This is a genomic window from Streptomyces sp. NPDC051684 (assembly GCF_044453445.1).
In the GTDB taxonomy this organism is placed as follows: domain Bacteria; phylum Actinomycetota; class Actinomycetes; order Streptomycetales; family Streptomycetaceae; genus Streptomyces.
Genome location: NZ_JBITCS010000026.1, coordinates 109,965 through 128,530, shown reverse-complemented (window position 1 = coordinate 128,530; position 18,566 = coordinate 109,965). Strand labels below are relative to the sequence as shown.

General features: G+C 73.0%; 23 protein-coding genes and 3 pseudogenes. 10 read left to right on the top strand and 16 right to left on the bottom strand.

Features of this window, described 5'->3' with window-relative positions:
- Nucleotides 1–92 precede the first annotated feature (92 nt).
- The 4 genes and pseudogenes from ACIA8D_RS28730 to ACIA8D_RS28715 all read right to left on the bottom strand — a co-directional run.
- Nucleotides 93–341: pseudogene (locus tag ACIA8D_RS28730) on the bottom strand (hypothetical protein); the annotation flags it as partial.
- 50 nt (nucleotides 342–391) lie between these two features.
- Nucleotides 392–559 carry a hypothetical protein gene (locus ACIA8D_RS28725; RefSeq protein ID WP_399236756.1) on the bottom strand — a complete coding sequence of 56 codons (168 nt, stop codon included), beginning with the start codon at nucleotides 557–559 and terminating at the stop codon, nucleotides 392–394.
- Nucleotides 556–1,053: a nitroreductase family deazaflavin-dependent oxidoreductase gene (locus tag ACIA8D_RS28720; RefSeq protein WP_399236740.1), complete on the bottom strand. Its 498-nt coding sequence runs from the start codon at nucleotides 1,051–1,053 to the stop codon at nucleotides 556–558. The genes ACIA8D_RS28725 and ACIA8D_RS28720 overlap by 4 nt, the downstream gene beginning before the upstream one ends.
- Nucleotides 1,054–1,082: 29 nt before the next feature.
- Entirely contained in the window at nucleotides 1,083–1,220 is a 138-nt protein-coding gene (locus ACIA8D_RS28715) for a hypothetical protein (protein ID WP_399236738.1), read from the bottom strand.
- A gap of 77 nt (nucleotides 1,221–1,297) precedes the next feature.
- Here ACIA8D_RS28715 and ACIA8D_RS28710 point away from each other — a divergent pair, with 77 nt between their 5' ends.
- Entirely contained in the window at nucleotides 1,298–1,987 is a 690-nt protein-coding gene (locus ACIA8D_RS28710; RefSeq protein WP_399236736.1) for a TetR/AcrR family transcriptional regulator, read from the top strand.
- Nucleotides 1,980–2,549 carry a MarR family winged helix-turn-helix transcriptional regulator gene (locus ACIA8D_RS28705; protein WP_399236735.1) on the top strand — a complete coding sequence of 190 codons (570 nt, stop codon included), beginning with the start codon at nucleotides 1,980–1,982 and terminating at the stop codon, nucleotides 2,547–2,549. The genes ACIA8D_RS28710 and ACIA8D_RS28705 overlap by 8 nt, the downstream gene beginning before the upstream one ends.
- 60 nt (nucleotides 2,550–2,609) lie before the next feature.
- On the opposite strand, the gene ACIA8D_RS28700 is transcribed toward ACIA8D_RS28705, so the two are convergent.
- Nucleotides 2,610–4,340 (bottom strand): chloride channel protein, encoded by a 1,731-nt coding sequence (locus tag ACIA8D_RS28700; protein ID WP_399236750.1) that lies wholly within the window; start codon nucleotides 4,338–4,340, stop codon nucleotides 2,610–2,612.
- A 260-nt stretch (nucleotides 4,341–4,600) separates the two neighbouring features.
- On the opposite strand from ACIA8D_RS28700, the gene ACIA8D_RS28695 reads away from it, so the two are divergent.
- On the top strand, nucleotides 4,601–5,605 hold the full coding sequence (locus ACIA8D_RS28695) for an NAD-dependent epimerase/dehydratase family protein (protein ID WP_399236734.1): 1,005 nt from the start codon (nucleotides 4,601–4,603) through the stop codon (nucleotides 5,603–5,605).
- A gap of 7 nt (nucleotides 5,606–5,612) precedes the next feature.
- On the opposite strand, the gene ACIA8D_RS28690 is transcribed toward ACIA8D_RS28695, so the two are convergent.
- The 4 genes from ACIA8D_RS28690 to ACIA8D_RS28675 all read right to left on the bottom strand — a co-directional run bounded on the left by ACIA8D_RS28690 (nucleotide 5,613) and on the right by ACIA8D_RS28675 (nucleotide 9,546).
- Entirely contained in the window at nucleotides 5,613–5,999 is a 387-nt protein-coding gene (locus ACIA8D_RS28690; RefSeq protein ID WP_399236732.1) for an ankyrin repeat domain-containing protein, read from the bottom strand.
- A gap of 88 nt (nucleotides 6,000–6,087) precedes the next feature.
- Nucleotides 6,088–7,551, bottom strand: coding sequence for a catalase (locus ACIA8D_RS28685; RefSeq protein WP_399236731.1), 1,464 nt, complete (start codon nucleotides 7,549–7,551; stop codon nucleotides 6,088–6,090).
- Between the two features lie 139 nt (nucleotides 7,552–7,690).
- Nucleotides 7,691–8,803 carry a sensor histidine kinase gene (locus tag ACIA8D_RS28680; protein ID WP_399236749.1) on the bottom strand — a complete coding sequence of 371 codons (1,113 nt, stop codon included), beginning with the start codon at nucleotides 8,801–8,803 and terminating at the stop codon, nucleotides 7,691–7,693.
- Nucleotides 8,804–8,811: 8 nt separating this feature from the next.
- Nucleotides 8,812–9,546 carry a response regulator transcription factor gene (locus ACIA8D_RS28675; protein ID WP_399236729.1) on the bottom strand — a complete coding sequence of 245 codons (735 nt, stop codon included), beginning with the start codon at nucleotides 9,544–9,546 and terminating at the stop codon, nucleotides 8,812–8,814.
- 123 nt (nucleotides 9,547–9,669) lie between these two features.
- On the opposite strand from ACIA8D_RS28675, the gene ACIA8D_RS28670 reads away from it, so the two are divergent.
- From ACIA8D_RS28670 to ACIA8D_RS28660, 3 genes are read left to right on the top strand one after another with little or no spacing between them, the layout of a single operon-like run.
- Nucleotides 9,670–10,362 carry a glycosyltransferase family 2 protein gene (locus tag ACIA8D_RS28670; RefSeq protein ID WP_399236727.1) on the top strand — a complete coding sequence of 231 codons (693 nt, stop codon included), beginning with the start codon at nucleotides 9,670–9,672 and terminating at the stop codon, nucleotides 10,360–10,362.
- On the top strand, nucleotides 10,359–10,985 hold the full coding sequence (locus tag ACIA8D_RS28665) for a DUF2064 domain-containing protein (RefSeq protein ID WP_399236725.1): 627 nt from the start codon (nucleotides 10,359–10,361) through the stop codon (nucleotides 10,983–10,985). Before ACIA8D_RS28670 ends, ACIA8D_RS28665 begins: the two co-directional genes overlap by 4 nt.
- Entirely contained in the window at nucleotides 10,982–11,722 is a 741-nt protein-coding gene (locus ACIA8D_RS28660) for a class I SAM-dependent methyltransferase (RefSeq protein WP_399236723.1), read from the top strand. Before ACIA8D_RS28665 ends, ACIA8D_RS28660 begins: the two co-directional genes overlap by 4 nt.
- On the opposite strand, the gene ACIA8D_RS28655 is transcribed toward ACIA8D_RS28660, so the two are convergent.
- The gene (locus tag ACIA8D_RS28655; RefSeq protein WP_399236721.1) at nucleotides 11,620–12,084 is read right to left on the bottom strand and encodes a hypothetical protein; all 465 of its coding nucleotides are present in this window, start codon (nucleotides 12,082–12,084) and stop codon (nucleotides 11,620–11,622) included. The two genes, ACIA8D_RS28660 and ACIA8D_RS28655, sit on opposite strands and share 103 nt — an antisense overlap.
- A gap of 5 nt (nucleotides 12,085–12,089) precedes the next feature.
- Nucleotides 12,090–13,313, bottom strand: a complete 1,224-nt coding sequence (locus tag ACIA8D_RS28650) for a molybdopterin-dependent oxidoreductase (protein ID WP_399236720.1) — start codon at nucleotides 13,311–13,313, stop codon at nucleotides 12,090–12,092.
- A 113-nt stretch (nucleotides 13,314–13,426) separates the two neighbouring features.
- On the opposite strand from ACIA8D_RS28650, the gene ACIA8D_RS28645 reads away from it, so the two are divergent.
- Nucleotides 13,427–14,776 (top strand): glycosyltransferase family 39 protein, encoded by a 1,350-nt coding sequence (locus ACIA8D_RS28645; RefSeq protein WP_399236718.1) that lies wholly within the window; start codon nucleotides 13,427–13,429, stop codon nucleotides 14,774–14,776.
- 19 nt (nucleotides 14,777–14,795) lie between these two features.
- Here ACIA8D_RS28645 and ACIA8D_RS28640 read toward each other — a convergent pair whose 3' ends face one another.
- The 3 genes from ACIA8D_RS28640 to ACIA8D_RS28630 form a co-directional block, all read right to left on the bottom strand.
- The gene (locus ACIA8D_RS28640; RefSeq protein ID WP_399236716.1) at nucleotides 14,796–15,494 is read right to left on the bottom strand and encodes a phosphoribosyltransferase; all 699 of its coding nucleotides are present in this window, start codon (nucleotides 15,492–15,494) and stop codon (nucleotides 14,796–14,798) included.
- 53 nt (nucleotides 15,495–15,547) lie between these two features.
- Nucleotides 15,548–15,952, bottom strand: coding sequence for an SseB family protein (locus ACIA8D_RS28635; RefSeq protein WP_399236714.1), 405 nt, complete (start codon nucleotides 15,950–15,952; stop codon nucleotides 15,548–15,550).
- A 95-nt stretch (nucleotides 15,953–16,047) separates the two neighbouring features.
- The gene (locus ACIA8D_RS28630; RefSeq protein WP_399236713.1) at nucleotides 16,048–16,461 is read right to left on the bottom strand and encodes a hypothetical protein; all 414 of its coding nucleotides are present in this window, start codon (nucleotides 16,459–16,461) and stop codon (nucleotides 16,048–16,050) included.
- Between the two features lie 228 nt (nucleotides 16,462–16,689).
- Between ACIA8D_RS28630 and ACIA8D_RS28625 the strand changes: the two are divergent.
- A pseudogene (locus tag ACIA8D_RS28625) lies at nucleotides 16,690–16,908 on the top strand (response regulator); the annotation flags it as partial.
- A 14-nt stretch (nucleotides 16,909–16,922) separates the two neighbouring features.
- Here the strand turns inward: ACIA8D_RS28625 and ACIA8D_RS28620 are convergent.
- Nucleotides 16,923–17,171, bottom strand: coding sequence for a hypothetical protein (locus ACIA8D_RS28620; protein ID WP_399236711.1), 249 nt, complete (start codon nucleotides 17,169–17,171; stop codon nucleotides 16,923–16,925).
- Here ACIA8D_RS28620 and ACIA8D_RS28615 point away from each other — a divergent pair.
- Nucleotides 17,163–17,354, top strand: a complete 192-nt coding sequence (locus ACIA8D_RS28615) for a winged helix-turn-helix domain-containing protein (RefSeq protein ID WP_399236709.1) — start codon at nucleotides 17,163–17,165, stop codon at nucleotides 17,352–17,354. The two genes, ACIA8D_RS28620 and ACIA8D_RS28615, sit on opposite strands and share 9 nt — an antisense overlap.
- Here ACIA8D_RS28615 and ACIA8D_RS28610 read toward each other — a convergent pair.
- Entirely contained in the window at nucleotides 17,324–18,013 is a 690-nt protein-coding gene (locus ACIA8D_RS28610) for a TetR/AcrR family transcriptional regulator (RefSeq protein ID WP_399236708.1), read from the bottom strand. The genes ACIA8D_RS28615 and ACIA8D_RS28610 overlap by 31 nt on opposite strands.
- On the opposite strand from ACIA8D_RS28610, the pseudogene ACIA8D_RS28605 reads away from it, so the two are divergent.
- A pseudogene (locus ACIA8D_RS28605) lies at nucleotides 17,943–18,557 on the top strand (ATP-binding protein); the annotation flags it as partial. The gene ACIA8D_RS28610 and the pseudogene ACIA8D_RS28605 sit on opposite strands and share 71 nt — an antisense overlap.
- Nucleotides 18,558–18,566 lie beyond the last annotated feature (9 nt).

Below are 18,566 nucleotides of genomic sequence, written 5' to 3'. Positions count from 1 at the left end.
ACGACGCTCCGCGTCGCCTCCCTCCTCCGCCTTGCGATCGCACGCACCAGGCCCCGCTCCCTGATCCGGCCTGATCCAAACGACAAGCCCTAGGCGAGGCCCCAGTGGGCCATGGCGCACTGCTCGTCCGCCGCGATGGCCCGCTCGAAGCAGGCGGTGGCCTCCTCGTGATGGAACCCGTACACCCACACCAGGCCCCGGTCGAACCAGAGTTGGGCCTCGGGTGCGGAGGTCGTGACCTCGCGGTGGAAGGATCCCGGGTCGTAATATCCGTCGTCGTTCACGGGCGCCGCCTTCGACGAGTGTGCCGGGTCCGTCCCGGAGAGGGTCGGATCCGGCATATTGTCCCGCCGCGGTCGGCGCCGCACCATGGGCGGCGCGTCGACGGGGGTCAGGCGTGCAGGCGGGACTTCAGGAGCTGCTTGCCGATGTCCGCGCCCTTGCGGCTGTCGGCCTGAGCCTTGCGGAACAGCTCGGCGAGTTCGTCGTCCTTGCCGCGCTCGGCGTCGTGGACTCGTCTCGGTGGCCGCGGTGCGGGCGGGTCCAGGGTCGCGCTCACGCGTCGGGCGCGCGCTCCAGGCGTACGAACGGGATCTGCCGCCCGGCCTCCCGGAAGGACTCCTCGCTGCCGTCGGTCTCGAAGCCCATGAAGGAGCACAGCTTGCGGGCGGTACGCGGGTGCTCGGGTGCGTAGCGCGCCATGACGGCGGCGCCCTCTTCAGGGCCGAGGAAGCGCGTGTCGACGATGTGGCGGTGGGCGCCGTGCTGGATCAGGGTGCGCGGGGTGCGCCGCAGGTTCTGGTACCAGGCGGACTTGGGGCCGAAGCCGGAGGCGAGCGTCCAGGTGCCGCGCTCGGCGTCGTGCGCGACGACCTCCAGGACCACACGCCGGTGCTGCCCGGACACGCGGCCCTTGTGGTGCAGCAGCAGGAGCCGCTTGCCGAGCAGGGGGCCAAGTCCCGCGCGGTACAGGCCGATGGGGAGGCGGGCCAGGCGGCGTTGCAGCCCGGTGGGCAGGGCCGGTCGTCCTTCGGGGGTGCGGGGCAGGGGCATCGCCGGCGCCTTTCGGTGGGCTTCGTCGGTCAGGCTCGTGCGGCCTCGTGCGCCTTCTCGCCGGCGGCGGTGAAGAAGTCGACGAGCGAGTACGGCGCGCGGTCGCCGAGGCAGAGGTCCAAGATCTCACGGGCGTCCGCGCAGAAGCCGGAGGTGCGCGCGAACATGGCCTCCTCGTACGCCGCGGGAGCGCCGTTCCAGCGACATTTTGGAACAACGTTCCAGTCATGTGAAAATGGGCCCCATGGCGACCAGGGCGCAGCGGGCCGAGCGGCGCGGTGACGCGCTCTCCAAGGAGCGGATCGTCGAGGCGGCGATCGGGATCCTCGACAGCGAGGGCGAGAAGGGGCTGACCTTCCGCGCGCTCGCGGCCCGCCTGGCCACCGGGGCGGGGGCGATCTACTGGCACGTCGCGAACAAGGACGAGCTGCTCGCGGCGGCCACCGACGGTGTCGTCACGCGTGTCGTGGCGGACGTGTCCCAGGGCGAGGACCCGCGAGAAGGAATCCGGAGCCTGGCGCTCGGCGTCTTCGACGCGATCGACGCGCACCCCTGGGTGGGCGCCCAGCTCTCCCGCGAGCCGTGGGGTTCCGCGCTGCTGCAGATCTTCGAGGGGCTCGGCGGTCGGCTGCGGGGCCTTGGCGTGCCGGAGGCCGAGCAGTTCGACTCCGCCTCCGCGCTGCTCAATTACGTACTCGGGGCCGCCGCCCAGAACGCCGCGAACGCCCGCCTCGTACTGCCGGGCGCGGCGACCGACCGCTCGGCGTTCCTCGGCGGCCTCGCCGCACGGTGGGCGGAACTCGACGCCGCGCGCTACCCGTTCCTGCGGCGGATGGCCGCGGAACTGCCCGCACACGACGACCGCGCGCAGTTCCTCGCGGGCATCGACCTCATACTGGCGGGTATCGACACCGCGAGGAGGGCGCATGGCTGAGAGCGGGGACGGGACCCGGACCGGGGTTCACGCCGAGACCGGGACCCGGACCGAGGGCCGCGACGACGTGGACGCGGTGACCCGTGCGGTGCTCACCGCGTCGCGGCTGCTCGTCGCCGTGTCGGCGCGGTCCCTCGCGGAGGTCGAGGACCGGGTGACGCTCGCCCAGTTCCGGATGCTGGTGGTGCTCTCGACGCGCGGCGCCACCAAACTCGTCACGCTCGCCGAGCAGTTGCACGTGGCGCCGTCGACCGCGATGCGGATGGTGGACCGGCTGATCGCGGCGGGCCTCGCGGACCGCCGCGCGAACCCCGCCAACCGCCGCGAGACGCTCCTCCAGCTGACCGACGAGGGGCGCCGCACCGTCGAGAACGTGACCGCGCGGCGCCGCCAGGACATCGCCGGGATCGTGGAGCGCCTCGCCCCGGAGCAGCGCACGTCGCTGATCGGCGCGCTGGACGCGTTCAACGAGGCCGGCGGCGAGCCCTCGGCGCCCGGCGACCCGGACCCGACCCTGCACCCTCTGGGCTGGGCCGACCTGCCGGCGGGCTCCGCCGGCTGAACCTAGGGCCTGTCGTTTGGATCAGGCCCCGCGAGCCCGGCCTGATCCAAACGACAGGCCCTAGGCGGGCTGGGCCTGCGCCGGCTGCTCCCGAGGGGGTGCGGCCTGCGCGGGGGCCGGCTGGTGCAGCGCCCGCAGCGCCCCCTGGTGGCTGAGCCACCCCACCGGCTCGTCCCCCTCGGCGCGCATCACCGGAAGCCCCGTGCCCGGCGCCGCCAGAAGGGTGTGCAGCGCCGCCGCGAGCGGCTGGTCCGTGGTGACGCGGGGCGTGTGCAGGGCGAGTTCGCCCACCGTGCCCGGCGCCCCGTCCTGCTGCTCCGCCAGGACCTCGGCCACCGCCTGCGCCGTGACGACGCCGAGATGTGCCCCCGAGGCATCGCACACCGGCAGGGCTCCGTGGCCCGAGCGGCTCAACAGGTCGGCGGCGTCCGACAGTTGGAGCGTCGCGGGCAGGGGAGTGGGCAGTGGTTCCAGGACCGCGCCGACCCGCTGCTCGCCGATCGGGGCGCCCGGCGCGGGGCCGTCCAGGTCGATGCCGCGGCGGCGCAGCTTCAGCGTGTAGATCGTGTCGCGGGTGAGCAGGCGGCTGACGGCGGTGGCCAGGACGATCGCCAGCATCAGCGGCAGGATGATCGAGTACTCGCCGGTCAGCTCGAAGAGGATCACCACGGCGGTGATCGGCGCGCGGGAGGAGCCCGCGAAGACGGCGCCCATGCCCACCAGCGCGTACGCGCCGACGGCCCCCGCCGTGCCGGGCAGCAGGGAGTGGGCGCCCGCCCCGAACGCGGCACCCAGCATCGCCCCGATGAACAGGCTCGGCGCGAACACCCCGCCCGAGCCGCCGATCCCGATGGTCAGGCTCGTGGCGATCATCTTCCCGACGAGCAGGAGCAGCAGGAATCCGACGGCGTACCCGCCCTCCGTGGCCTTCTCCAGGACCGGGTATCCCACCCCGTACATCTCGGGGAGGGCGAGCAGGACCAGGCCGAGCGCGAGGCCGCCGACGGCCGGGCGCAGCCACTCGGGGCCGCGCCACAGCCAGTCGCAGGCGTCCTCGATCGCGTACAGGACGCGCGAGAAGCCGACGCCGGCCGCACCCGCGACGATGCCGAGGACGGCGAACAGGGCGTACTGGCCGAGGTGTTGGACCGGGAAGTCGGGCAGGTTGAGGAACGCCACGTCGCCGAACGCGGCCCGGCCGATCACGCTCGCGGTCACACTCGCGAGGACCGTCGCGCCGAACGCCTCGACGGTGAAGGCCCGCAGGATCAGCTCCATCGCGAAGAACACACCGGCCAGCGGGGCGTTGAACGTCGCCGCGATGCCGCCCGCCGCCCCGCACGCCACGAGCAGCTTCAGTCGCTCCTCGGTCAGGCCAGTGACGCGGCCGAGCGTGGAGCCGAGCGCCGAGCCGATCTGCACGATCGGCCCCTCGCGGCCCACCGAACCGCCCGAGCCGATGGTCAGCGCCGAGGCCAGTGTCTTCACCACGGCGACCTTCGGACTGATCCGGCCGCCGCGCTTGGCGACCGCGAGCATCACCTCCGGCACGCCGTGGCCGCGCGCCTCCTTGGCGAACCGGTTGACCAGCGGGCCGTAGAGCAGGCCGCCGACCACGGGGGTGACGAGGACGAAGAAGGGGCCGAGCCAGGGCACGTGCGGGTTGGCGCTGCCGGGGGCCGCCGCGTAGTCGCCGTGCCCGGACAGCAGCCGGGTGAACGTCTGGATGCACCAGCGGAAGACGATCGAGCCGAGCCCCGCTCCCGCGCCGACGAGCACCGCGAGGACCATCGTCGACCCTCGGCCGCCGAGCGCCGACCGTATGGCCCGCAGGCCGCCTCCTGTGCCGCTCACTCTGTTTACCGCCTCACGTTTGCACCATGCAAAATACCGACCTTTGCATTATGCAAAACGTGTCAAGGGGGCCAGGGAGCGGGTCTCTCGGAGCTGGTGTCCTACGGAGGCGGTTCTCAGGGCGTGGTGTCTTACGGAGTCGTGACGCATCGGCCCGTTGCCGTGGTGTGCGGGGCCGCGGGATCTAGCGTGGCGGCATGCGAGTTCTGGTTACCGGCGGTGCCGGGTTCATCGGGTCCCATGTCGTCGAGGCGCTGGCCGCGCGCGGGCACGAGCCCGTCGTGTTCGACGTCCGGGAGGACCCCGGCGCCGATGTGCGCGACTCCGACGCGGTCGCCCGCGCCCTCGTCGGCGTGGACGCCGTGTGCCACCAGGCGGCCAGGGTCGGGCTCGGCAACGGGGTCGCCGACGCGGCCGAGTACGTATCCCGCAACGACCTCGGCACGGCCGTGCTGCTCGCCGCGATGGCCGAGGCCGGGGTGGCGCGCCTCGTGCTCGCCGGGTCGATGGTCGTCTACGGGGAGGGGCGCTACGCCTGCCCGCGCCACGGCGTCGTACGGCCCGGGCCGCGCGCCGCCGCCGACCTCGAGGCGGGGCGGTTCGAGCCTCGGTGCCCCGACTGCGGGGCCGAGCTGGCGCCCGGCCTCGTCGGCGAGGACGCCCCCGCTGACCCGCGCAATGTGTACGCCGCGACCAAGCTCGCGCAGGAACACCTGGCCGCCGCCTGGGCGCGCTCGACCGGCGGCACGGCGCTCTCGCTGCGCTACCACAACGTGTACGGGCCGCGGATGCCCCGCGACACCCCCTACGCCGGGGTCGCCTCCTTCTTCCGCTCCGCGCTCGCCCGCGGCGAGGCACCCCGCGTCTTCGAGGACGGCCGCCAGCGGCGCGACTTCGTGCACGTACGGGACGTCGCCGAGGCCAACGCCGTGGCCCTCGACGCCGATGCCGCCGCTGAACCGGGCGTGCTCCGTGCCTACAACACCGGCAGCGGCACCCCGCACACCGTCGGAGAGATGGCCTCGGCGCTCGCGGCGGCGTACGGCGGGCCCGAACCCGTCGTGACGGGGGAGTACCGGCTCGGCGACGTCCGGCACATCACCGCGGACTCGGCGCGGTTGCGTGCGGAGCTGGGATGGAAGCCCGAGGTGGAATTCGCCGACGGCGTACGGGAGTTCGCGCACGCCGCGATGGAGCGGTGAGCACCCCTCAGTGGGGCAGCAGGTGCTCGCGCCCGAACAGCGACGCCGCGGCGCGCGCCGTCGGGGTGCCGGTGTCGAGGTCCGCGCCGGCCTCGAGCAGGGCCACGGCCACGTCGTCCGCCCCCTTGAACAGGGCGCCGGCGACGGGCGACTGATCGCGGGCGTTGCGCAGGTCCGGGTCGGCGCCGAGGCGGAGCAGGGCGCGCACCGTGTCGGCGTGGCCGTGGTAGGCGGCCAGCATCAGCAGGCTGTTCGTCTGCGCGTCCGTCACGTTGACGGGCAGCCCGTGCTCCACGAACTCCACGAGTTCCGCCGTGTCGCCCGCCCGCGCCAGGTCCAGGGCCAGCGCGACGACCCGCTCGGTCTGCTCGGGCGTCAGTGCGCCGCTGTTCATGCGAACCACTCCTGATGAACGTACGGGACGAGGGGGGCGGGCCCGGCGTGCGGAGTGTTCCGCACGCCGGGCCGGCTGCCGGTGGGACTCAGAGCTTGCCGGCGGCCAGGGCCTCGATGGCCTTGCGGACGCCCTCGCCGTAGGCCGGGTCGGCCTGCGTGCAGTTGGCGATGTGCCGCTCGACGGTCGCCTGCGACGCGCCGTTGATCGCGCGCGCCGTGTTCGCGAACAGGGCCTGCTGCTGCTCGGCGTTCATGAGCCGGAACAGGTTGCCGGGCTGCTCGAAGTAGTTGTCGTCGTCCTCGCGGAAGTCGAACCGGTCGGCGACGGCGCCCACGGCCTGGCTCGGCTCGCGGTAGGCGGGCTGCTCGCGCCAGCGGCCGTACGAGTTGGGCTCGATGCCGGGCGTGGCCCCCTGGTTGCCGTCGACGCGCATGGCGCCGTCGCGGTGGTAGGAGTTCACCGGGTTCTTCGGTGCGTTGACCGGGATCTGGTGGTGGTTGACGCCGAGCCGGTAGCGCTGCGCGTCACCGTAGGAGAACAGCCGGCCCTGGAGCATCTTGTCGGGGGAGTAGCTGATGCCCGGCACCACGTTGGCCGGGGTGAAGGCGGCCTGCTCCACGTCCGCGAAATAGTTGTCGGGGTTGTGGTTGAGCTCCCACTCGCCGACCTCGATCAGCGGGTAGTCCTTCTTCGACCAGACCTTGGTGAGGTCGAAGGGGTGGAAGCGGTAGTTCTCCGCGTCGGCCTCCGGCATCACCTGGACGAACAGCTTCCACTTCGGGAAGTCGCCGTTCTCGATCGCGTCGAAGAGGTCGCGCTGATGGGACTCGCGGTCCTTGCCGACCAGGGCCTCGGCCTCGGCGTCCGTGAGGTTCTTGATGCCCTGCTGCGTGCGGTGGTGGAACTTCACCCAGAACCGCTCGCCCTCGGCGTTGATCAGGCTGTACGTGTGCGAGCCGAAGCCGTGCATGTGCCGGTACGAGGCGGGGATGCCGCGCTCCGACATCACGATGGTCACCTGGTGCAGGGCCTCGGGGAGGCTGGTCCAGAAATCCCAGTTGTTCTCGGGGTCGCGCAGGTTCGTGCGCGGGTCGCGCTTCACCGCGTGGTTCAGATCGGGGAACTTCAGCGGGTCGCGGAAGAAGAACACCGGGGTGTTGTTGCCGACCAGGTCCCAGTTGCCCTCGTCCGTGTAGAACTTCAGGGCGAAACCGCGGATGTCGCGCTCGGCGTCGGCCGCGCCGCGCTCGCCCGCGACGGTGGAGAACCGGGCGAACATGTCGGTCTTCTTGCCGACCTCGGAGAAGATCTTCGCGTTCGTGTACCGCGTGATGTCGTGCGTGACCGTGAACGTACCGAAGGCGCCCGAACCCTTGGCGTGCATCCGGCGCTCCGGGATGACCTCGCGGTCGAAGTGCGCGAGCTTCTCCAGGAACCACACGTCCTGAAGCAGCATCGGACCGCGCGGCCCGGCTGTCGCGGAGTTCTGGTTGTCCGGAACCGGCGCTCCGGCGACCGTGGTCAGCGGCTTCTGGTTGTTCTCGGGCAAGGCTGGCTCCTTACGTAGTGCCGGGGCCTGCTCCTGTGGCCTGGGAGCGTGACCCAGATTGCTTCGAATCCTATCTTGGACTCTGTCTAAGTCAAGTGGTGGTCCAGGCTAAGTCCGCTGGGGTACTTGCGGTGCGTACTTACGGTGCGGTGCTCGGCAGCGTGACCTCGAAGCGGCAGCCGCCAGGGATGTTGCGGACCGTGGCGTGGCCCGCGTGCGCCTCCACGATGCCGCGCACGATCGCCAGGCCGAGGCCCGCGCCCGCAGGGGGTGTCCGGGCATGGGTGCCGCGCCAGCCGGTGTCGAAGACGCGCGGCAGGTCCTCCTCCGGGATGCCGCCGCAGGAGTCCGAGACCGACACCACGACGCCCTCCGGCGAGCGGTGCGCGGCGACGGCGACCGTGCCGTCCGCCGGGGTGCGCCGGATCGCGTTGACGAGGAGGTTGCCCAGGACCCGGCTCATCTCCTTGCCGTCCACCTCCACCGGCACCGGCTCCACCTGCTCGCCGACGAGCCGCACCCCGTGCTCGCGCGCGAGCGGATCCGCGCCCGCCAGCGCGTCGCTGACCAGGTCGTACAGGGACATCCGCGCCGGGGCGAGCGGCAGTGCGCCCGCGTGGATGCGGGACAGCTCGAACAGGTCGCCCACCATGTCGTTGAGCCGCTCCACGTCCGTGCGCATCTGCCGCAGATAGCGGTCCGGGTCGGCCGCGACGCCGTCCTCCAGGGCCTCCGCCATGGCGCGCAGGCCCGCGAGCGGGGTGCGCAGATCGTGCGAGATCCAGGCGACGAGCTCCCGCCGTGAGCTCTCCAGGGCCTGCTCGCGCTCACGGGAGGCGGCGAGCTTGGCGCTGGTCGCCGCCAGCTCCCGGCTGAGGTCCTCCAGTTCTGCCGTCGCCGGGGCGCCGGGCGCGTCGAAGGCTCCGCCCTCGCCGAACGAGCGCGCGGCGACGGCCAGCTCACGGCTGCGGGCCACCAGCCAGCGGCTGAGGATGAGCGCGGTCGCCAGCGAGGCGGCCGCCGCCATCGCCACCACCAGCGTCACCACGCCCAGGTCGTGCGGGGACAAGAACATGGCCCACGCCACGGCGAGCGTTCCGGCCAGCATCGCGATCACGCCGACCGTCGCGACCACGGCGATCGACGCGGTGAGCGACCGTCGTCGCAGCAGCCGCAGCGCGCCCGCTCCGGCGAGGCCCGTGGCGGCTGCGCCCACGAAGGCGTACAGAGCGATGAGGAGGGTGTCGTGCACGGTCACGGTCAGGCCTCTCGGGCGGCGGGTTCGAAGCGGTAGCCCACGCCCCACACCGTCTGGATCAGGCGCGGGCGCGCCGGATCGTCCTCGACCTTGCCGCGCAGCCGGCGGATGTGGACGGTGACCGTCGACAGGTCGCCGAACTCCCAGCCCCACACCTCGCGCATCAGGTCCTCCCGGCTGTACGCCCGCCCGGGGTTGCGCAGGAAGAAGGCCAGGAGGTCGAACTCGCGCAGCGTCAGGGCCAGTTCGGCGCCGTCCCGTGTGACGCGGCGCGCCGCCGGGTCGACCGCGAGACCCGCCGCGGACAGCGGTCGCTGCCGGGCGGTGGCCGGGCGGGCGCGGCGCAGCACCGACTCCACGCGCAGCACCAGCTCGCGGGGGCTGAACGGCTTCGTCACGTAGTCGTCCGCGCCGACCTCCAGGCCGAGGATCCGGTCGTCCTCGTCGCCGCGCGCGGTGAGCATGATGACCGGGACGGGTCCGCGTTCACGCATTCGGCGGCACACCTCCAGACCGTCCATGCCGGGCAGCATCAGGTCGAGCACCACCAGATCCGGGCGGTGCGCCGCGGCGCGCGCGAGGGCCGCTGGGCCGTCGTCGGCGCGGTCCACGCGGTATCCCGCCCGGTCCAGGTATCCCGCCACCACCTCGGCGACGGTCGGATCGTCGTCGACGACCAGGACGCGGGGTGCGCCGCTGTCGGGGCCTGCGGCCGTGGGCTCGTATGACTGCTGCATGCCACCAGCCTCGCACCGCGTCGCGCGGAGAAGGTGTCACGGCGGGGGCCGGGTGGTCGACGTCCGTGTTTCGTAAGGATCTCGCGCCCGAAATGTCGGAATCGGGATCGTAGGGTGAGATCCGTGACAAGTCCACCCACCACCGTCGACGTGGTCCTTCCCTGTCTCAACGAGGCCGAGGCCCTTCCTTGGGTGCTCCAGCGGATCCCGCCCACCTGGCGCGCCATCGTCGTCGACAACGGTTCCACCGACGGCTCCGCCGGAATCGCCCGCTCGCTGGGCGCCCAGGTCGTGCGCGAGGAGCGGCGCGGATTCGGCGCCGCCTGCCACGCGGGCCTGACCGCCTCCGACGCCGACATCGTGTGCTTCTGCGACTGCGACGCCTCCCTCGACCCCGGCCTGCTCGTCCCCTTCGTGGACGAAGTGGCCGACGGCGGCGCCGACCTGGTCCTCGGCCGCCGCCGCCCGACGGCACGCGGCGCCTGGCCCGCACACGCCCGCGCCGGAAACCTCGCGCTCGCCCGCATGCTGCGCCGCAGGACCGGCCTGCGGCTGCACGACCTCGGACCGCTGCGCGCCGCGCGCCGCGAGGCCCTGCTCGGGCTCGACCTCACCGACCGGCGCAGCGGCTACCCGCTGCAAATGGTGGTGCGCGCCGCCGACGCCGGCTGGCGGATCGCCGAGCACGACGTGCCGTACCTGCCGCGCACCGGCGCCTCCAAGGTGACCGGCACCTGGCGCGGCACCTGGCAGGCGGTGCGCGACATGAGCCGGGTGCTGAACGAGACGCCCGTACGGGAAGGGAGCGTCAGGTGAGCGCCCCGCACGACCTCCTGGTCATCGCCAAGGAGCCGCGCCCCGGCCGGGTCAAGACGCGGCTCACCCCGCCGTTCACGCCCCAGGAGGCGGCGGAGCTCGCCGAGGCCGCGCTCGCCGACACCCTGGAGGCGGTCGCGCAGACTCCGGCGGCCCGCCGTGTCCTCGTCCTCGACGGCGAGCCCGGACCCTGGCTGCCGCCCGGCTTCGAGGTCGTGCCGCAGTGCGCGGGCGGCCTCGACGAACGGCTCGCGGCCGCCTTCGCGCAGTGCGACAGGCCCGCGTTGCTCATCGGCATGGACACCCCACAGGTCCGCCCCGACCTGCTCACCGTCGACTTCACCGACTGCGACGCCTGGTTCGGCCCGGCGCTCGACGGCGGCTTCTGGGCTCTCGGCCTGGCCGAGCCCGACCCGCGGCTGCTGCGCGGCGTGCCCATGTCGACCGCGCACACCGGCGCCGCCCAGCGCGCCCGGCTCGTCGAGGCGGGCCTCACGGTGCACGACCTGCCGCCGCTGCGCGATGTGGACACCGCCGAGGACGCCACGGCCGTGGCCGCCGAGGCGCCGCACGGCCGGTTCGCCGCGCGCCTGGCGCGATGTACGACGGGAGCGCACCGATGAGAGCGTCGATAGGCCCCACGGTGGGCACGCCGACCGCCCCCTGGGCGGGCGCCGACCCGTACTCCGCCGCCCTGCGCGCCGGCCGCGGCCCGCTCTTCCTGCGCCGCGCCGACGGCTGGCTGCTGCCCCTGGACGTCGAACGCTGGTGCGCGCGGGCCGACGCCGTCGACCGGCAGGTGCTCGACCGCTGCGAGGGCGCCGTGCTCGACATCGGCTGCGGGCCCGGACGGCTCGTCGCGGAACTCGCCGCGCGCGGCCGCACCGCGCTCGGCGTCGACGTCAGCGACGCCGCCGTCGCCCACAGTCGGGGCCTCGGCGGACAGGCGCTGTGCCGCTCGGTGTTCGACCCGCTGCCCGGCGAGGGCCGCTGGAACACCGTGCTGCTCATGGACGGCAACATCGGCATCGGCGGCGAACCGCACACCCTGCTGGTCCGCGCCCGCCAACTCCTCGCCCCGGGCGGCCTGTTGATGGCCGAGACGGCCTCCGTCGACGTGGACGAACGCGCCAGCGTTCAGGTCACGGACTCACCGGGACAGCCCGGGCGGCCCGGCGATCCCCCGTTCCCGTGGGCCCGGCTCGGCACCCCCGCCCTGCTCCGGTACGCGGCCGGGGCGGGCCTGCGACCCGTCGATCAGTGGTCCGTGGGCGGCCGCTGCTTCGCCGCGCTGCGCACTCGCACCGCGAGCAGCAGCGCGGACCCCGCGAACAGCGCGGCCGTGACCAGGAGCCAGTGACCGAGGTACACGTCGGCCGAGCGGCCGGTCGCCGACCGGAAACGCCCGTCCACCGCTCCGCTGATCAGCGGGAACCAGACGAGCAGCAGCAGCCCCGACAGGGCGGCGGGAACCCGGACGTACCCCACCCGGTCCCGCCGCCCGGCCGCCGCGAACCCGCGCACGAGCAGCCGGTCCGCCCCCGCGTACAGCGGCACGAGCAGCAGATCGTGCACGAGGGCGGCTCCCACGAACCACAGCGCGACCCCGAACCAGTCGTCGGTCAGCAGCCGCACCCCCGCATACCCAGCAAGTGCGAACGAGCAGAGCAGCAGCAGGAGTTGAAGCGGGCTGCCCAACGGCACACGACGCAGGAGAGACATCACGGTCACACCCTTCCGAAGGTCAGTCGAGCCACCCACTTGGTGTTGAGCACCCCCGGCGCGGCCGGCACGATGACCCGCGCCGGATAGCCGTGGTCGGGCGAGAGCGGCTCCCCGTTGACGTACAGGGCGAGCAGCGAACGCGGATCGGCGACCTGATTGGCGCGCAGCGCGGCATGACGGAAGGCGCCGCGCCGCTGGAGCGACTCGACGAGCACGTCCGGCGGATCGCCGTCGTGACCCACCAGCGCCGCCAGGTCCCGCAGCCGCACACCCCGCCACCACTGATCGGACGTCGACCAGCCCTCGACGCAGGCGATGGGCAACGCCGAGCTGTGCAAGGGGAGTTGGGCGAGGTCGGCGCGGCCCAGGCGCACCGTGCGGCCGGACCGTCCGACCACGACGAGGCGCCACGCGTCCTCGGCCGTCTCCGCGCGGTCGATCCCCGCGTAGGCGGCCGTCTTGTTGATCTGGAAGCCGTTCGGGCCCCGGCCCGGGTCTGCGCCGCCGTGCGGGGCGAGCAGCGCGGTGCGGCGCAGCGGACCGTCGAAGCTCTGCCCCGCCGTCGTACCGAACAACAGCAGGGAGCCGCCGCCGACGAACCACAGCGCGCCGCGCCGCGACACCGTCGGCGGATCGGGCCGCGGAGCCACCAACTCGCCCTCCTCGCGCGCACGCCGCACATTGCGCACCGCCGCCGGCACCTTCAGCACCGCATGCGCCACGAACGCGGCGAAGAACACCCACGCCCCGTAGAAGTGCAGCGGATAGAAGGAGCCGGGGAAGAGATAGTCGAGCTGTACGTTGAGCACCCCCGTGACGAACTCGAAGAGGCCGCCGCCGACCAGCAGCAACAGCGAGACACGTTCGAGGGCGTGCGTCAGCGAGCGGGCCGGCGGCAGCGCGAACAGCTTCGGCACCACCGACCACAGCTTCGCCAGCAGGACGGGGATCAGCGTGATGCCGAGCGTGACATGCACGCCCTGCGTGAGCCGGTACAGCCAGTGCGGGTCCGTCGGCCAGTCGAACAGGTAGAAGCCGAGGAGCCCCTTGTCCGGGGTCTTGTCGTTGACCGCGGCCAGGCCCGGGTTGTAGGCCGCGTACGAGACGAGGCCCGTCACGAACAGCACCGTGATGCCGACGAGCAGCACAAGCCCCAGCACGGAGGTGAACCAGGGGCCGCGCAGCGGGCTGCGCCAGAACGAGGGGGAAGCGGGGGTGTCGCGCATGACTTGACCGTAGGCCGCGGGGACCGCCCATCGGGGTGTGCGACTCATGACGAAACGCTGACATCAGGGCCGGTCGGCCCAGTGCGGGACGCCTGTCGGCCTAGCGTTCTGGTGTGACCCCCCGCACCGACCGAACCTCCGTACGACGCGACCTGTACGCCGCCGCGGCCGCGCTCCTCCTCGTCGCGGCCGCCGCGCTCATCGGCCGCCACATCGAGGACACCTACGGCACCCTGCACGTCGGCACGCCCCCGCTGTACGGCACATGGCTCCCGCACCTCGGCCCCGGCACACCCGCCGCCCTCGCGGTGGCCGCTGCCGTCGTCGCCTACGGGCCCGTGCTCGCGGCCCGGCTGCGCTGGCGCGCACTGCTCGCCACGGCGTGGGCCACCGCGACCGCCTGGATCCTCTCCCTGGCCCTGATCGACGGCTGGCACCGCGGCATCGCGAAGCGGCTCACCACCAAGTACGAGTACCTCCAGGTCATCGACCGCTTCCACGACATCCCGGCCACCCTGCGGACCTACACCCGGCACATCCTCATCGACTCGCCCGACCACTGGCCCGCCCACACGGCAGGGCACCCGCCCGCCGCCCCGCTCACCTTCGTACTCCTCGACCGCATCGGGCTCGGCGGCGGCGGATGGGCGGGCCTGTGGTGCATCCTCGTCGGCGCGACGGCGTGCGTGGCCGTGCTCGTCGCCGTGCGCGCCCTCGTCGGGGAGGAACTGGCGCGCCGCGCCGCCCCGTTCCTCATCGTCGTGCCGGGCGCGGTGTGGATGGGGGCCTCGGCCGACGCGTACTTCGCCGCCGTCGCCGCCTGGGCGGTCGCCCTGCTCGCACTCGCGGTCAGCGGGCGCTCGCTCCGGTGGGCGGCGGGATCCGGGCTCCTGTTCGGGCTGACCTGCTATCTCTCGTACGGGCTCACGCTGTTCGCGCTGATCGCTCTCGCTGTCCTCTTCCTCGGACGGGGGAGGGTGCGGGAGCGACCGGGGGCGCTCGCGGTGCTCTTTTGCGCCGGGCTCGTGGTCGTGCCGGTCGCGTTCACGCTCGCCGGGTTCAACTGGTGGGAGGCGTACCACCTGCTGACCACCCGCTACTACCAGGGCGCGGGCGGCATCCGGCCGTACGGCTACTGGGTGTGGGCCAACCTCGCGTGCACCGTCCTGGTCGTCGGGGTGGCGACGGTGCCGGGGCTACGGCGCACGGTCGGGCTCCTGGTCCGGCCGGAGGACCGGGCAGGCGACCGGGCGCGGCTCGCGCTCCTGGCCGGTGCCGCACTCCTCGCCCTGCTCGCCGCCGACCTGTCCGGCATGAGCAAGGCGGAGACCGAACGCATCTGGCTTCCCTTCGCCCTGTGGCTCGTCCCCGCCTGCGCCTTCCTGCCCCGGGCGAGACCGTGGCTCGCCGCGCAGGTGGTGCTCGCCCTGCTCGTCAACCACCTGGTGCTCACCGGGTGGTGACGCGGGATCCTGGCGCCGGTCAGCCGCCGCGCCGGCTCGTCTCGTGGCTCCTTTCGTGGCTCGGCTGCTCGGCGGAGCGGAACGTGTTCAGGACGGATATCACCTCCGTATCCGAGACCTGCGGGAACCGGTCGAAGCCCTCGCTCACGGAGCTGAAGTCCGCCGGCTGGTCGAGGCAGATCACGTCGCCCGTGTGCCCGCGCAGGTCCGCCACGGTCTGCGGACTGCCGACGGGGGCCGCGAGGACGAGGCCGGCCGGACCCCGGCGGCGCAGCGAGAAGAGGGCGGCGGTGGCGGTGAGGCCGGTGGCGAGTCCGTCGTCGACCAGGATCACGGTCCGGCCCTCGACCGGCGGCTCGGGGCGACCGGAGCGGTACAGGTGGGTGCGGCGGTGCAGTTCGTTCCTGGCCTCGGCGACGTCGGAGTCCAGCCCTCCCTCGCTCAGACCCAGGAGTTCGAGCGCCACCCGGTCGAACAGCGGCGGCTCCTCGCCGACGACGGCGCCGATCGCGGTCTCACGCCGGCTCGGCACGCCGATCTTGCGGGCGACCAGGACGTCGAGCGGCGCGTGCAGCGCGTGCGCGACGGGCGCCGCCACGGGGACGCCCCCGCGTGGCAGCGCGAGCACGACGGGGTCCACGAGCTCGCTGGAGTCGGCCCATTCCAGCAGGCGCAGGGCGAGCTCTTCACCGGCGTGCGTACGGTCACGGAAGGGCACGGGGCCTCCTGTGGTCCTCAGTTGTGTCGGTGGGGGGGGGTGGGCGGTCCGGTTCAGGCCCGGTGGCCGAGCAACTCCCGAACGCCCTCGCCGTTGAGCGTCAGGGCGTCCGCCGAGCCCGCGTCGATCGTCAGCGACAGCTCCGTCGGCCAGCGCGAGGCGAGCACGCCCAGCGGCACCTGCGTGCAGCGCGAGATGAACGGAAGCAGTTCCGACATGCGCAGCTCGGACGTGAACAACGGGACCAGCTGCTCGCCGCCGGGCTTCTCGATGACCGGCAGAGACAGCGCGCCCGAGGCCGAGTCCTGTTCCTCGCCCACCTCGTCGGGCACGGGCACGAGGACCTCGCACTCGGCGAGCGTGTCGAGTGCGCCCTGGTCCTCCGTGTTCAGGCTGAGGGCGCTGAGCGCCTGCTGCGCGGGGGAGTGGCCGTTCTGCGGGATGGAGTTCTCGTGCATGGTCGAAGTCCCCTCTGGAGTACGGGCGGATGGCGCCCCGCGTACCCAAGAGGGGTCGGTCCATGCCAGGGAGATCCGGAGCCGACGGCGGCCGGTCAGGCCGCCGCCCGTCTCGCCCAGGCCCGGCCCCACCGTCCCATCATGTGCGGGCACAGCGGTCTGCCGTGCAACAGCTCCACACCCTCCTCCGCGCCCATCGCGACGAAGAAGCGGCGGCCCATGGACGACTGCAGTGTGGTGGTCCAGCGAAAGCCGTCACCGACGGCGATCGCGCCGCGCAACAGCTCGTGTCCTATCCCCTCGCGGCGCCACGGCTCGTCGACCCAGATCGCCTGGATCCGGCCGACCGCGCACTCCTCGCACAGCCGGAACCGGACCTCGGCGATCTGCCGTCCGGCCTGGGTGCGGGCCGTGATCCGCCACTGGCCGTCGGCGCCGGGGCGCTGTTCGGCGAGCATCACCACGGTTCCGTCACCGGTCGTGAACAGCCTGCCCGTCCTCCTACGCATGCGGGCCTCCTGCGGGCGTGCTGTGTCGGAGTTGTGTCCGCGCATCCTTTCACGCGCCGGGTCCGTGACGACAGGGGGTGCGCGAGGGTCGCACGGGGTCCGGCCACGCGCCGATCCAGCCTCCCTGCCCGGCGCGCCGCATGGACTGAAGTGCATTCTGCCTATGTCGGACACTTTCGTAAGGCCCTCCTCGGGTGCGGAGAGCACCTCCCGCCGGGGCGGGCGGTCATGCTGTGCAAGGAATTCCTCGGCCTGGACGCCGTGGCCGCCGCCGAGCTCGTCGAGCGGGCCGCGGACGCTGCGCCCGACCTGGTGATCAGCGTGACCGATCTACCGGACGGCAGCGCGATCGACGTTGTGCGGGAGCTGCGTGGCGGCGGTGACACCGTGCCCGTCGTGCTCCTCACCCGGCACACGGAGTCCAACCGGCGCGTGGCCGCATTCGCGGCGGGCGCGGACGACTACATCGTGGTGCCCACCGACGCCACCGAGATCCAGATGCGCATCAGGGCCCTGATCCGACGCTGCGTCTGGGAACGCGAGGCCGCCGTGCCGCCGGAGGCGGAGCCGCGGTCGGAGGGGTTCGAGGCCGGTGAAGTGCGCGTCGGCGACATCGCGCTGGTCGCGGAGACCCGCACCGCCACCCGCGGCGGAACCGCCGTGGAGATGCCCCCCCCGAGTACGGGCTGCTCGAATTCCTCATGGCCCATCCCCGGCAGGTGCTGTCGCGCCAGCAGATCCTCGGTGCGGTGTGGGGCCCGCACCACCAGGGCAGGGACGCCGTCGACACCTACATCCGGTACCTGCGCCGCAAGCTCGACCCGCTGGGCCCGCCCGCCATCCACACCAAACGCGGCTACGGTTACGTGTTCGACCCCGACCGCGAGGCCTGACCGCCGTTGTCGTCCGCCGCCGCGGCCGGCCCGTCGACCCCCGCGCTCATGCGCTCGAGGAGCGCGACGAACCGCTCGTCGAGATCCCGTACCCCGATGCCGAAATCCTTGGCCAGCGACGAACGCGCCAGCACATAGCCGTAGTTGACCGACTGCAGGAAGGCGTGCAGCGCCACGGGGTCCACGTCGTCCGCGACGTAGCCGCTGTCGATGTCGGTGCGCAGCCGTTCCTGGGTCCAATCGCGATACGGCATCGTCTTCAGCTTGGTGTCGCCGTCCAGCATGAGCAGCATCAGCAGTCGGACCGAGGACGCCATCCGCACACAGCCGCGCACCGAGCGTGTCACCCGGTCACCGAAACGCCGCGGTCCCTCCTCGACGAGGAGCCGCGCCCGCCGCTCGGCCGCCGTGCGCTGCAAGGCCGCTCGCAGCAGGTCGCGGCGGGAGCCGAAGTAGTGGTAGACGCGGCCGCGGTTGACCCCGGCCCGGTCGGCGACCTCGCGCAGGTTCAGGCCCGCCAGCACGCCGTCGCGCTCGATCAGTTCGAGGGCGGCGTGCTCCAGGAGCCTGCTCGTGGCCTCGCTGTCCATGGCTGCCTTCTTGACGGCCTTCTTGCGGGGCGCTGTCGCGCCCGTCGTGCCGTTGCCGCTGTCCGCCAAGTCCGCCACTCCACTGAGCTGCGCACACCGTACGCGACGCACGGTTGGGGGCACCCTCCCGGCGAACTCCCACCGAACTCCCGGCGATCGCCCGCCGTATCCGAGCCGCTTTCCCGGCGGCGGCGCATGTCATGGGAGAGATGCCAGTGCCACGTACCGATCCGGAGGAACCGCCATGTACGTCTACCGTGCGAATGTGTCGCGCGACCCGCGCGCCACGGCTGCCGGTGGGCTGGAGCTGCCCGAATACGCGGAACGCTCCCGCCCGTTGCTGACCTGGAACCAGTCCTTCGAGTTCGCCGACGCCCAGGCCCGTGAGCGCGTGCGGCAGGCGCTCGACGCGTACGCCGTCGACGCGCGCACCGTTGATGCGGCCGTCCTCGTGGTGAGCGAACTCGTCGCCAACGCCTGCGAGCACGCCCACGGCCCCTACCAGTTGCGCCTCAGTGTGAGCCGCACCCTGTGCGTCGAGGTCCTCGACCGCGGCCCCGGCCTGCCCGCCGCCGTCCTGCGCCGCGCCCCCGTCGGGCCGGACTCGGTCGAGCGAGGGCGC

Excerpts from the sequence above, each read along its gene's own strand:
- ACIA8D_RS28615 (WP_399236709.1), top strand. The coding sequence starts at position 17,163 with ATGGCCCATCCCCGGCAGGTGCTGTCGCGCCAGCAGATCCTCGGTGCG.
- ACIA8D_RS28710 (WP_399236736.1), top strand. The coding sequence starts at position 1,298 with ATGGCGACCAGGGCGCAGCGGGCCGAGCGGCGCGGTGACGCGCTCTCC.
- ACIA8D_RS28635 (WP_399236714.1), bottom strand. The coding sequence starts at position 15,952 with ATGCACGAGAACTCCATCCCGCAGAACGGCCACTCCCCCGCGCAGCAG.
- ACIA8D_RS28720 (WP_399236740.1), bottom strand. The coding sequence starts at position 1,053 with ATGCCCCTGCCCCGCACCCCCGAAGGACGACCGGCCCTGCCCACCGGG.
- ACIA8D_RS28630 (WP_399236713.1), bottom strand. The coding sequence starts at position 16,461 with ATGCGTAGGAGGACGGGCAGGCTGTTCACGACCGGTGACGGAACCGTG.
- ACIA8D_RS28650 (WP_399236720.1), bottom strand. The coding sequence starts at position 13,313 with ATGCGCGACACCCCCGCTTCCCCCTCGTTCTGGCGCAGCCCGCTGCGC.
- ACIA8D_RS28715 (WP_399236738.1), bottom strand. The coding sequence starts at position 1,220 with ATGTTCGCGCGCACCTCCGGCTTCTGCGCGGACGCCCGTGAGATCTTG.
- ACIA8D_RS28620 (WP_399236711.1), bottom strand. The coding sequence starts at position 17,171 with ATGGGCCATGAGGAATTCGAGCAGCCCGTACTCGGGGGGGGCATCTCC.
- ACIA8D_RS28690 (WP_399236732.1), bottom strand. The coding sequence starts at position 5,999 with ATGAACAGCGGCGCACTGACGCCCGAGCAGACCGAGCGGGTCGTCGCG.
- ACIA8D_RS28705 (WP_399236735.1), top strand. The coding sequence starts at position 1,980 with ATGGCTGAGAGCGGGGACGGGACCCGGACCGGGGTTCACGCCGAGACC.
- ACIA8D_RS28660 (WP_399236723.1), top strand. The coding sequence starts at position 10,982 with ATGAGAGCGTCGATAGGCCCCACGGTGGGCACGCCGACCGCCCCCTGG.
- ACIA8D_RS28675 (WP_399236729.1), bottom strand. The coding sequence starts at position 9,546 with ATGCAGCAGTCATACGAGCCCACGGCCGCAGGCCCCGACAGCGGCGCA.
- ACIA8D_RS28695 (WP_399236734.1), top strand. The coding sequence starts at position 4,601 with ATGCGAGTTCTGGTTACCGGCGGTGCCGGGTTCATCGGGTCCCATGTC.
- ACIA8D_RS28655 (WP_399236721.1), bottom strand. The coding sequence starts at position 12,084 with ATGTCTCTCCTGCGTCGTGTGCCGTTGGGCAGCCCGCTTCAACTCCTG.
- ACIA8D_RS28700 (WP_399236750.1), bottom strand. The coding sequence starts at position 4,340 with ATGGTCCTCGCGGTGCTCGTCGGCGCGGGAGCGGGGCTCGGCTCGATC.